This is a genomic window from Acidobacteriota bacterium (assembly GCA_016208495.1).
Taxonomy (GTDB): domain Bacteria; phylum Acidobacteriota; class Blastocatellia; order Chloracidobacteriales; family Chloracidobacteriaceae; genus JACQXX01.
The window spans coordinates 1-12,533 of sequence record JACQXX010000070.1 but is presented as its reverse complement, the minus strand read 5'-3'; the positions used below and the strand labels follow the sequence as shown (position 1 = coordinate 12,533).

Below are 12,533 nucleotides of genomic sequence, written 5' to 3'. Positions count from 1 at the left end.
AACCCTGAACCCTGAACCCTGAACCCTGAACCCTGAACCCTGAACCCTGAACCCTGATTTCATCACCCAATCATCAAGCTGGCGACAAAACTGGCAATGGCCATCAGTACGGCACCCTGGATCCCCGCCAGAATGTCATCGCCCATAATGCCAAGCCCACTTTCCAGTCGTTCTAAGTCTCTGACTGGATAGGGCTTGAGGATATCCAGGGCGCGAAATACGAAAAAACCAACCAGTGTCCAGGCTTCGAAACTCCAGGCAACTTTGGCCAAATTTGGAGTCAAGGAAAGAAAAAGGTAGGTAATAAGCTGGCCGGCGACTTCGTCAACCACGACTTCGTTCGGATCTTTGTATCCGAAAAAGTGTTCCGCTCGATTACTGGCCCAAATCCCGGTGTAAGAAACCACCACACACACCAGCATCAACGGCAAGACCGAAGCCGTGCTAAAAGGCGAAAACCAGCCCAGTTTTGCGGCGCCATAATAGCCAATCACGGCTACGGCGGAGCCGAACGTCCCTGGTGCAATCGGCGCATACCCTGACAACAATCCAGTCGCCCAAATTAAGGCAATATAATCAACTACACCACTCGGCGGAGTGATCGGCAGCTTTTTGTCTTCGGTGAGTTGTTTTCGTAATTTCATAGTCTTTCAGGATAGCAAAAGGGCGCGGCAACCAGCAGCGCCCTTCTTTCTTTGAGTTCAGCTTGTCCGATGGTCATACCAATTTGCAATGAAATGATCGTATTAGAAAATAGTCAAGTAATTCAATCAAATAAACTTAGTGAACTACTGACTACTGACTACAAACTGGTATCACGTGGTCATTCAGCCCGTTCAGGGACAGGCTGGATTGCAGAAAAGTCGTGTTCGATCCGTTTGACATACTGGCCAAGCAACTCCTGCACCCGGTCATAGCTGGGTGAATGCACGATCAGACCGACGTGGTGGCTTCGCTTGACTCGATAAATGATTTCCGGGTCAGTATAGGCTGAAGTGTCTGGATGTTCCTGTTTGGCAAGTGATAGTGCAATCCCGGCGTATTCATCGCGTTCGGGGACTAAGGTGTACGGTTTTTCACCTCGATTCAACTCGATGGTCGCCCATTCGCGCCAGATGTTGACACCAGTCGCGGCTTCGAGGGTTTCGGCAATGTAGGCACCACCGACGCGAGCCGCAATTTCCAGAAAATAAAATTTGCCGTCTTCAGTGCTCTTGATGAATTCGGCATGGGTTGCCCCACGCACCAACCCTAACCCTTTGATCAGATTGATGTTTTCTTCAAGCAGTGCTTTCCGGTCATCAGAATCATGCTCCAGGGTATAGGTCACAAACACACCGCCGTCGTGCGCGACATTCATCGGAGGACGCCCATAGCGGTTGGTCCCGGCAAACACAACCTGGCTGTTTTCGACCAGTGAATCAACGTGATAGACGTCTCCGGCGACATATTTTTCGAGCAGGTAATAGGATGAGCGTTCGGTCAGGGCGGGTCGTGCGTCCAGAATATCAATCGTGCGCCAGACCTGTTCTGAGTTGTGCATTTTCTTGATGCCAATCGCGGAAACATCTGACCGGGGTTTCATCACCCACGGAGGCGGCACCCGCCGCATATATTCCGCCAGGTCATCATAGTTGAGCACGTGAACAAAATCCGGCACGGGTACGCCCGCATCTCGCGCCTGCACCCGCATTGCCAGTTTGTCACGGAAATGGCGGGCGGTGGTGCTGCCCATTCCTGGAATCCGCAAATGCTCGCGGATCAATGCGGCTGTCAGCACGTCAAACTCTTCAAGCGCCACAATCCGATCCAGTTTCATCCGACGGGCAACCTGGCTCACAGTGTGAATAAACAATTCCGGGCTGGCATCATTGGGAACCGCAATAATTTCATCCAGGCTCTCACGCGGCCATTCTTCGCGGAGCAACTTTTCCTTTGTCACCAAAATAACCCGGCAGCCTTGTTTTTTGCATTCCTCGATAAATTCAGCACCCTTAAAATAGCTTGCCAGACACACGACGTTTAATTGACGAGATTGTGATTCGGTCACAGTCTACCTCTCTTCAGATAAATTTTGAGTTGTATGGAAACACAGCGCAGTAGTTAGAGGTCAGTTGAAAACTGATGGGGAGAACACACCTTATTGCTTTTTTTGCTGATTCAGTCAAGGCAAAGGCGACAGCCATACAAAATAGCGAAAGAGTGAAGTAGCGAAAGAGTGAATAGCAAAACAGTGAATAACAGAGGAAAGAAATGCCGAAACAGTTGAAGAAATTGAGGTTATTGGGCAACAGGTCTTTTTCAGAATCAATACTGAACTATTTCACTACTTCGCTAGTTCGCTAATTCGCTTTAGTTGGTCGAAACCAGTTGAATTTGCCCAAGTTTGGTACTGAGCAACATGGATGGTCCGCCGCCATTGAGCTTTTTATGAAGAGCAATTCCAATGGGTGCGTCCAAATCCTCGCCTTCTTCAACCGGAAGGGTGTAGGCAACTTTCAATGGCTGGGTTGAGGCCAGGGTTAAATCAGCCGCATAGGGGGTCGGAAGACGAAGCTCGACATTGCCAATCCCAAGTTGCAGGTTTAAGCCGCTTCCCCGCCAGGTTGAGCCGCCACAGACCACCAGGGCCTCACCATTGGCAATCCGCCCCAGGACAACTCCACCCAGGCCATACAATGTCGCTTTCCCGGTATGAATATTGAAATTTAACCCTCCGTAGACATTCCCGATTGAAAGATCGCCCTGTGTCTGTTCGATTTCGAGATCGGTAAAATCTGGGACTCGAAGCACATAGTCAATGCGATAGGGGATTTTTTGCAACCGGCCAGGCACCTGTTTGTCATACTCTTTCTTTTGTTTTCGATCCATTTTGGCCTGTGGCCCAATTGAAGCCAGCACCCAGGTCATGGCATCAGTTGAAAGTGCAAACCCGGTGTTTTGGGCCAGGGTTTCCAAATCAGCTTCCGTTTTGGCCTCAACTACAATTTTAGCCTGAATCGTAAGCTCTCGTTTTGACCAGCCTTCAATCGAAATATTTCCCACCGGCGGCATATATATCTTTAAGCCTCGGGCGTATGAAAACCCAAACCGTTTCTCCTGGGTATATTCCTTGCGCAGAAGTGCCGCTGGAGCGGCGTCTTTCACCTGTGGTTGGGCTGATTTCTCAGGTTTGGCTGTTTCCTGAGCCAGCGTCGGTACACTGGCTGCTATCACCCAGAACAGCAGCCACAGGATATTCTTTTTGAGGATTAACATAATTTTTGACCAATCATTTCTGAGCAAAGAAGCGAACTCTCTGAGGTGATACCAATTTGTACGGCAGCCTCGTATTAGAAATCAGTTAATTAGTTCAATCAAATAAACTTAGTGAACGACTGACTACGGACTACTGACTACAAACTGGGATGACTATTTATCCGGCTTGCCGCCAGGTTCGGTGTAGGTTTTGCGGTATTGCAGCTCAAGTTCCTTGTTGTCAGGTTTTCCATCGTTGTTGACATCAACCTGGAGTTCAATTTTGCGGCGTTTGCCTTCGCGCCGGGTGTTGCTCGGCTCATACCCAAGGCTGTACTGGTTGCGCATCAGGGCACTGATGGACTTCATCGTGGTTGGCAATTCCCCCTGAAAGGTCACCGGGAAATATTTGCCGCCAGTGGAGTCGGAAAAAGTCCGGAGTGTGTTAAACGCCTGCAGGAACGTCAGATTTTGCTCGGGCGGCATCCGGAAATCATTCATTTTATAGAACAAATTCCCGATACCAATGCTATAGACCGGAATCCCGGCCCGATCAACCATCCGGCGGGCTTCGTCAAAATTGAGCTTGCTGAAAGTATCAATTCCGAGACTGACGAGCAGAATCGCGGTTCGGCCCTGAACTTCTTCAAGCCCGACATATTCTTCACCATCCAGTTGCCCACCCTTGATCACAAACCGCAGCGTGTCAAAGAGATTGCTTTCTGAAAACGCTGGAACATTGCGCCACAGCAGGTTGACGCTCCCAATGAGTTCAGATGGGTTATTTGAAAAGTCATTGAGGACTTTTGGACGGATGTCATAGGCAACAATCGAGATATAGTCTTCTGGTTTGACAAAATACTGCAAAAACGCACCAGCGGCTTGCAGGACTTCAATTCGAATTCCGGAGATGACCCGACTGTATTCGAGCACCATCACCATCGTGACTGGGGCTTCGACCGGACGGAAATTGGAAATTTCCTGCTTCACGCCATCTTCAATAATAGTGAAATTCTCTTTCTTGAGATTTTGATAGATGGCGCCGGTTTTCTTGTTATAGACGACCACCTCCGTGTTCACCACATTGGTTTCGATCACGATGGGTTCGTCGGTATCCGTTTGGGGCTTGTCACGTTTGAGCGGCGGACGGCGTCCGGGACCTTTGCTGCGGAGTGTCCCCTGTGACGGGGTTTTTTCCGGCTCTTCCTGCTTCACAGTCGGTTCCGGCTCTTTTTCAGGAATGTCCGGGTTTTTCTTCTGGTTTGACTGAGGTCGGCCCGTGCCAGACTGAGCCAATGAAGTGGAAAGACCAACCAGGGTGTAATTGGCCAGCAACATCCCGACCACCAGCACTACGAAGGCAATTCGTCGCCACTGGATGGGGATGCGATATTTGAAAACGGTGCGACCGGGCTGAAATGCTGTCACGGAAAAACCTCCTCGTAGTCAGTAGTCAGTAGTCAGTAGTCAATAGTCAGTAGTCAAACGTTGGGGTTTAAAGTATCTGTCAAGTGTATTTTGTTTGATTTAAGTTATTTAGCTATACAACGAGGTTTTGGTTTTAACCTGCGAAGCGGGTGGTAGGCTCGTAGCCCAGGGTGGAGTCTTCGAAACCCTGGGTTTACGGTCGTCCCAAATTTCTCCCGCCCCACCGGCAACCGCCTACGGCGGTTGCCGGTGGGGCGGGAGAAATTTGGATTGGAGATGACCCGCATCCGGTGGTGGCGCGTCCAAAGCGACGCTGACCACCGGCTCACTTTACTCCATCCCTTCAGGATGAAAACCAAAAAACACTTCAACCCTTAACTTGCATTACTGACTACTGACTAGCAACTAAAACAACCGAAATGGGGTGAAATGAATGCTGTCGGCGCTGACAAGTTGATACCTGGTGGCGTTGCGCTGTCCGTTGAAGGCAGTGGCGATGGCATCGCCGTGCAAATGGCCATACACGCACCAGATGGCCTGGTATTCATCCAGCAATTCAGTAAAGCCGCTGGGCTCGTGCTGGCTGTTCATTGGCGGGTAGTGCAAAATCACCACCAGGCGGTCAAATTCGGCGGCCCGCCGGCGTGCCTGCTCTAATCCAATGCGCAATCGGCCAACTTCTCGCTGGTAAATTTTGAGATCTTGTTCGGTATAGCCCCGATGTGGGGCGGGTTCACGGGATGTGTCAGTTGCTTCACGCCCGGATTGCTCAATTCGTTCCATCAAATCAAGGCTGGAATCCGCTCCCGGACACTGCCAGCCGCGCGTTCCAACAAAAGCCACTCGATTGAAAATACAACAACTGGCCTGAAGTGGCTCCACGGTGGGACCTGTCGCAACCCGAACTTTGTTGATTGAATGCCACCAGAAATCGTGGTTGCCTCGAATGATGATTTTTCGCCCCCGCAGGTTGGCAATCCAGTCGAGGTCCGGTTGCGCATCTTCGGCTTTCAACGCCCACGAAAGGTCACCAGCTAAAATGAAAACATCGTCTTCGGCACCTGCCGCTCCATTTTCACCGGGTTGAAGGGCGAGCGCCGCCCAGGCATCGGCAATTTTGCGGGCATGGTCTCTCCAGTGTTCACCAAAGATGTGCATTGGCTTCGGGCGGGCAAATGAAAGATGTGGATCACCGAGAGCAAAAACACGCATGCAAGTTAGGGTTCAGGGATCAGGGGTCAGGGTTTGGCTCTCCTTGAAACTTGGGAAATCCCAAAACCTGAATGAAATACAACTGGATCTGATGACAATGAGAATAAAACTTAACACACGGCGCCAAAAACTCGAAACTTCCCCGCAAGTTTGGTATGCTCGCGACCATTCACGGCAGAAAACGAATTTCCAAAGCGACAGCACATATTTTCCAACGTCCTCATCTCAAATACCAAAAATGAACCATGAATTATGAACGATGGATAGTGTATTTCACTGAATCATAACTATTTCGTCTCTTTTTCATTCTTCATTCTCAATTCTTTATTCTTCATATGTCATCCAAAGGTCCGGGGTCTTCCTCCGCACTTCCTCAGACACAGGTTTTGCCTTTTCCGCGGGTGGTTCCATCCGACGCCCACGTCCTGCGCACGGCCACGGTGGCGCTGGTTTTATGTGACTTGATCGTGGCCACGGCTTCGTTTCTGGTGGCATTTTACCTGCGGCACAATGAAGCAGTTTTTTATCGCCCGCTTGGTGCCTGGTTGCCGACAGATATCACCTGGGGGTTTCGTCCATATTTTGCGCTGCTGGCCTTTATTCCAGTGGTGCGCATTTTGACTTTGCGCTATTACGGACTCTATCAACTGCGCGGCGAATACGCCTTTTTTGAAGATGCCACCCATCTGGTCAAAGCTGTCACCATGAGTTCCTTGTTGGTGATTGTGATTGTGTTTTTCTTCCGCGGCGGGTTTGCCTTTCAGACGTTTTCCTACTCCCGGCTGGTGTTTGTCTATGACTGGGCCCTGGCACTGGGAGGCTATGCTCTGGTGCGGATCCTGCTGCGAAGCCTCCAGAATATCTTGCGCCGCCGGTCACTGAACCTGATTCCAACGCTGGTGGTGGGCACGGGTCAGAGTTCGCAGGTGTGCATTGCTGAAATTTCCGAGGAACCACGGCTTGGGTACTATGTTGTCGGTGCGTTGGCCACACGCAGCTCAACGCCGGAAGAATTAGAAAGGGGTGAAGTTCAGGGAGTGCCGATTTTAGGTCAATTTGATGACTTACCGGCGCTGGCCAAGCAATCTGGGGTGACGGAAATCTTGATTACTGATTCAACCCTTCCGTCCCGTGATATTTTCCAGTCCATGATGCGCGTGGGACGCAAACACCATTTGACCTTTCGGGTGGTGCCAAACTTGTTTAACTGCCTGCCGCGCAAAACGGAAATTGATCAAATTGGCTCGCTGCCGATGATCAAACTTTTTGAAGACCCCCTGGCTGGTCCAAATCGAATCCTCAAACGCACCATTGACATTCTTGGCGCCAGTGTCGGGATCATTCTCCTGGCCCCGTTCTGGGCGGTGATTGCCTTTCTGATTAAACGCGAGTCTCCAGGACCTGCGCTCTACAAACAGGAGCGTGTCGGCATGGATGGCCGTGTCTTCCAGATGTACAAATTCCGATCAATGCGGGTTGATGCCGATGATTCAATTCATCGCGAAGTGATGCGCCAAAACATCACCAACGCCCAATCCGCCAATCAAGGCGATGACGAACAGCCCATCTTCGGCAAAATTGCCAATGATCCCCGATTGACTCATATTGGCGAATGGATCCGACGCTATAGCGTTGATGAATTACCCAATCTGCTCAATGTCCTGATTGGTGAAATGAGCCTGGTCGGTCCACGACCGCCGATCCCTTACGAAGTCGAACTATATGAAGAGTGGCACCGCTCCCGGTTTAACATCAAACCCGGCATCACCGGACTCTGGCAGGTTTCAGGCCGCAACCGGTTGAATTTCGAACAGATGGTGCAACTTGACCTCTATTACATCGAAAACTGGTCAATCTGGTTGGAACTCAAAATCCTGCTCCTGACCATCCCGGTTGTGCTGCGTGGGGATAATGCGTATTGAGTAAAATAGTGAAGTAGGAAATAGCGAATAGTCGGACCAGACAACCACTCAAGCCCTTTCAAGTCCTTGAAAGTCGTCTTCTACTGCTGGTTAAGAGTTGAAAAAAGAGCGGATTTGAGCCCAGGAACTGGGCGGAAGGCACGCTAGCCCAGGGTTTTAACCCTGGGAAAACGTCGCATCCTCACCCCTACCCGGCCAGCCGCCGCCGTAGGCGGCGGCTGGCCGGGCAGGGAAAAGTGGGGAATGACCCGAATTCCCAGGGCTCGAAGACTCACCCTGGGCTACGAGCCGACACCCAGTTCCTGGGCTGAAAACCAAAAACTGCTTCAACTCTTAACTGGCATTTCTAATCCCCGAAAGCCTCACCGTGAATGGCCAGTAATCTCTCCACCCCTTCTTCAGGAACTACTCGCGACAAGCGACTCGCGACTCGCTTGTTTCTGATTGGCGTGGCTTTACTGGTGTTGGAGGGGAGCGGAGCGATAGCAATTTCCAGTAATTCAAACTTTGCAAAAAACCACTTCTTTGTCTTCTTCCAGCAACCTGGCACCATTACTGTCCAGGGCATTTTGACGGATGAACTCAATCGTCCGATTAGTGGAGCACAACTCACGCTGACTGGCGCGGCAAATTTTAAGCAACTGGCGCTGTCGCAGGCCGATGGGAAGTTCTCAATCACGGTGCCGCGCACGGGCAACTACACGCTGCTCATTCGCGCCGGCGGCTATCGTCCTGTCCAGCAACCAATTGCGCTCCCCAAACCCGAAGAAACCACCGTCATCCTTCCTCCACGGCAACTGCTCCCCACCTCATTGCGCATTACCCTCTATGACCAAAAAACCAACGAGCGCCTGGCCGGCGGCGTGATTACGATCCGCAGTCCAAATGACGAAACCACGCGACGGGCCTTTGATGTGGGAAACGGTGAGTATTTTTTTGGACGACTGGTCAATGGATTCTATGAAATGCGGGTATCGGTGACCGGGTATGAAACGCGTGACCTGGATGGCATTTCCATTACGTCAGGCGTGACGAACGAACAAACCGTTGTGCTGGCTCGGGTATCAACCATCCCGCTTGGAAATAAGCAAAAAAACCGGTCTTTTACTGTCCCGAAACTCCCAGCTAACCAGGTGCTCTGCGTGTATCCGGACCGGGACTCAAGCATCTGGTTTGGCACCACGCACGGTGTGTGTCGGTACAATGGCCAGAATTATGAATCCTCCGAACGCACGGATGTGCCCTGGCACCTGATTGGCACATTGCAGGTCAACGCGATCCTACGGGATCGGAATGGCGGATTGTGGTTTGCCACCAGTGAAGGGATCTATCTCCAGCCAGCCGCCAAACACTCCCTCGAACGAGTACTCCCAGAATCAATTTTATCTTCGTTGGAAGTCACCTCGATACTCCAGGATCGCTCAGGGGTGATGTGGTTTGCCACCAAACGCGGCGTGGCACGGTTGGTGGATGAGGCAGTCACCCTCTGGGGAAAAGATCAGGGGCTCACCGATGGACGGGTCAATGCATTGATTGAGTCCAAAGTCGGAGGTCAGGTACTGGCAGCGACTGACCAGGGCTTGTTTCGGTTTAATGGGCAATGGTCGTTGGTCTCGATCCAGAATCCATCGGGGAATCCGATTGGTGAAATTTTTGGGCTGAGCGAAGACAACTCACAAACTCTGTGGATGACCACGGCCACCGGGTTGTATTCCTTGATTGGCGATATCCTCTTTAAAGCCGAGCCTGGCGCCGTCAATGTTCCACTGACCCGATGTGCGGTTGATGCGCTGGGAAATGTGTGGTGTGTGCCAACTGGAAAAGGCATTGTCGTGTATGACCCACTCCGCCGGGAAGCAGCCGAATTGCTCGGGACAGATCAGGTTCTGACCCTGGCCGTTGACCGGGAAGGAAGCTTATGGTTTGGCACCAACGAAGGCGCCATTTTTCACGATGTCTTTAGTTTTGTTGGATTTGACACCAGTCGCGGCTTAACTGACAGCGATGTCTATGCAATTGCGCCCGATACAAGCCGAAAACACCTCTGGGTCGGCACCTCACGCGGGGTTTCTGAATTTGACGGAATCCAGTTCCGCCAGCTTGACCAGTTGCCGCCTGACGTCATGGTTCGCAGATTGTTGGTGGCGCCTGATGGCGCGCTTTGGATCGCGGCCTCCACTGGTTTGTTTCGATGGGACGGGAGCAGCCTCTTGAAAACAGAGCCGACGCTGTTCCCCAACCTTGAGTTGCAGGACATTGTCATTGACACCAAACGACCACTGGTGTGGGTTGCCACCACCAATTCGGTCATTCCAATCAACCCTGTCACCCTCAAACCGGAAGGCGAGCCAGTCCGGATTGATGGAAAAGTTCGATTTCTGATGCAGGCGTCGTCGGGGTTGTTGTGGGTGGCAACTGACCGTGGCGCGTACCGGTATGACCCGACCAAAGCTGAACTGGTCGTCATCGGCACCGACCAGGGCTTGAAGAGCCTCGATGTGCGTTGGATTTTGGAACAACCCACCAAAGGACAATTCTGGTTTGCCACCGGACATAGCGTTGAAAGTTATGATGGCAGCCGGTTTGACCTGGAACCGATCAGCAGTGCCACCAAAGGGGCCGATGTCCGATGTTTGTTTCTGGATCAGGATGGATATTTATGGGTTGGGCTTGGAGATGGGAACCTGCGCAAGTTTCTCCCGCAGATTGCCGGACTGACCAAAACCTATAAACGTGATGATTATGATCTCACCGGCACCCGAATTCGCACCATTACCCAGGATGCGGCGGGGATTCTCTGGTTTGCCACCGACCAGGGATTAACTCGTCATGTCCCCAATCGGCTGACACCGCCGATTGATATCAAACTTGAAGTGGATGGGGCTGAAATCAGCCAGCCCTCCCCGGTCTATATCAGTTCCGGCCAGCATCGGCTGAAATTTCAATATGTCGGCATCAGCATGATGAGTGATGTGGCATATCTGTATCGGCTGGTTGGCGATAAAAACGGAAATGATGAGTGGAAGCTGATTGATGCCGACCGGCCAAATAAAACCGAGTCACCGGTGATGGATTTACCGCCAGGTGAATATACCTTTGAGGTCCGCGCCTTAAACCGGGATCTCTATGGCTGGAATGCCCCGCCCACCCAGTTAACCGTGCGCATTGATCGCCCGATTTACACCAAACCCTGGTTTCTGGCGGTGGGCATCACCCTGCTGGCCAGTGGTGGAACCGGGATCTTCCTGATTCGACGCCACCAACGGCGTGAATATTTCCTGCCTCCGCATCTCAAGACATTCCGCCCCATCGAGCCCAACCCGTACATTGTCGGGAATCCAATCCGCCAGCCGCAAATGTTTTTTGGACGCGAGGATGATTTCAACTACGTCCGCAAAAAACTGGAAGGCACCGCTCAGGGACTCGTGATTGTGTTTTGTGGCGAACGACGAACCGGAAAAAGTTCGATTTTGTATCAAATTCAGAATGGGCGGCTGGGCGTGCGGTTTGTGCCGGTGTTTATTGATATGCAGGAAATGATCATCGAAAGCGATGGTGAATTCTTTCAACGCATGGCCCGGCTGATTGCCGAATCAGTTCACCGGCACCTGGGACCGGAAAGCACCCTCGAATTTCCATTTCATTCCCAGTCCGGCACGCCGCGCTATGACTCCAAGCGCTATCCATTTACCCAGGTTGGTACCAATCCCTTTGATTTGTTTCGGGAATTCATTAATGAAGTGTTGCGCATGATTGGCGACCGCCGGTTGATCTTGCTCGTGGATGAATATGAGTTGCTCGAAACCAAAGTCGAAAATAAAAAACTCAACCGCGAAATTTTTGCCTTTCTGGCTGGTCTGATTGATAGCCACGATCAACTTTCGTTCATTTTTACTGGTTCGAAGAAAATCGAACAACGGGACCGACGCTACTGGCGTGAAATGCTGCGCCGGTCGCTCTTCCGCAAAGTCGGATATCTCAGCCAGCGTGACACATTCCGTCTGACAACCGAACCCGTACGCGACCAGGTGGTGTATGGACGCGGCGTGGTGGAACGGATTTACCGCCTGACGGCAGGCCAGCCGTTCTACACCCAGGTCATTTGCCAAAACGTGATTGACTACTTAAATGAACACAAACGCCACTTTATTGTGCGGGCCGACCTTAAACACATCATCGGAGAAATCGTAGATAACCCGCTTCCGCAAATGATTTACTTCTGGGAAGGTCTAAGTGACGATGAAAAGCTTGTGCTTTCCCTACTGGCTGAAGTAATTTCAGATGATTCCCAATTTGCCACGGCTGCCAGGCTTGCCCGAGTCATTGTCCGAAATGACTATCCGGTCACGCTCTCGGAAAACACCATCCGTCTCACGCTCGAAGAATTGTTCCGCAGTGAAATCCTCATCAAGGAAGGCAACGAGGATTTTGCCTATCGCATTGACCTGATGCGGTACTGGATCAAGCGCAGCCACAGCATCTGGCAAGTCGTTCGCGAAGTGAAGACACTTTAGTCAGTAGTCAGTAGTCAGTAGTCAGTAGACCAAATCCTGATATTTTAATGAGTTCGTTTTTGAGAAAAACCAGCTTGTAACTAAATCGGTCCACAAGGGATTGGAACAGAGAAAGAAGACTTGGCACAGACCAAAAACTTTGATACTTGAGAAAAAAGAAAATTACCAACCAAGGAGCAAAGTCATCTGTGCCTGGAAAAACGATACTGGAAATCCCTGA

At 51.2% G+C, this 12,533-nt stretch carries 7 protein-coding genes; 2 read left to right on the top strand and 5 right to left on the bottom strand.

Annotated elements, in window-relative coordinates:
- Window positions 1–62: 62 nt before the first annotated feature.
- The 5 genes from HY774_12780 to HY774_12760 form a co-directional block, all read right to left on the bottom strand.
- Window positions 63–644, bottom strand: coding sequence for a phosphatidylglycerophosphatase A (locus HY774_12780; GenBank protein ID MBI4749359.1), 582 nt, complete (start codon window positions 642–644; stop codon window positions 63–65).
- 179 nt (window positions 645–823) lie between these two features.
- Window positions 824–2,050 (bottom strand): ATP-grasp domain-containing protein, encoded by a 1,227-nt coding sequence (locus tag HY774_12775; GenBank protein ID MBI4749358.1) that lies wholly within the window; start codon window positions 2,048–2,050, stop codon window positions 824–826.
- A gap of 302 nt (window positions 2,051–2,352) precedes the next feature.
- Window positions 2,353–3,258: a hypothetical protein gene (locus HY774_12770; protein ID MBI4749357.1), complete on the bottom strand. Its 906-nt coding sequence runs from the start codon at window positions 3,256–3,258 to the stop codon at window positions 2,353–2,355.
- A gap of 153 nt (window positions 3,259–3,411) precedes the next feature.
- Complete coding sequence (locus tag HY774_12765) at window positions 3,412–4,665, bottom strand: VWA domain-containing protein (protein ID MBI4749356.1); 1,254 nt, start codon at window positions 4,663–4,665, stop codon at window positions 3,412–3,414.
- 405 nt (window positions 4,666–5,070) lie between these two features.
- On the bottom strand, window positions 5,071–5,877 hold the full coding sequence (locus HY774_12760; protein MBI4749355.1) for a metallophosphoesterase: 807 nt from the start codon (window positions 5,875–5,877) through the stop codon (window positions 5,071–5,073).
- A 386-nt stretch (window positions 5,878–6,263) separates the two neighbouring features.
- On the opposite strand from HY774_12760, the gene HY774_12755 reads away from it, so the two are divergent.
- Complete coding sequence (locus HY774_12755) at window positions 6,264–7,799, top strand: sugar transferase (protein MBI4749354.1); 1,536 nt, start codon at window positions 6,264–6,266, stop codon at window positions 7,797–7,799.
- 371 nt (window positions 7,800–8,170) lie between these two features.
- Window positions 8,171–12,313: a carboxypeptidase regulatory-like domain-containing protein gene (locus HY774_12750; GenBank protein ID MBI4749353.1), complete on the top strand. Its 4,143-nt coding sequence runs from the start codon at window positions 8,171–8,173 to the stop codon at window positions 12,311–12,313.
- The last annotated feature ends 220 nt before the right edge of the window (window positions 12,314–12,533 follow it).

What these genes read in the sequence shown, in the direction of transcription:
- HY774_12750 (MBI4749353.1), top strand. Translation starts at nt 8,171, where the DNA reads ATGGCCAGTAATCTCTCCACCCCTTCTTCAGGAACTACTCGCGACAAG.
- HY774_12780 (MBI4749359.1), bottom strand. Translation starts at nt 644, where the DNA reads ATGAAATTACGAAAACAACTCACCGAAGACAAAAAGCTGCCGATCACT.
- HY774_12760 (MBI4749355.1), bottom strand. Translation starts at nt 5,877, where the DNA reads ATGCGTGTTTTTGCTCTCGGTGATCCACATCTTTCATTTGCCCGCCCG.
- HY774_12770 (MBI4749357.1), bottom strand. Translation starts at nt 3,258, where the DNA reads ATGTTAATCCTCAAAAAGAATATCCTGTGGCTGCTGTTCTGGGTGATA.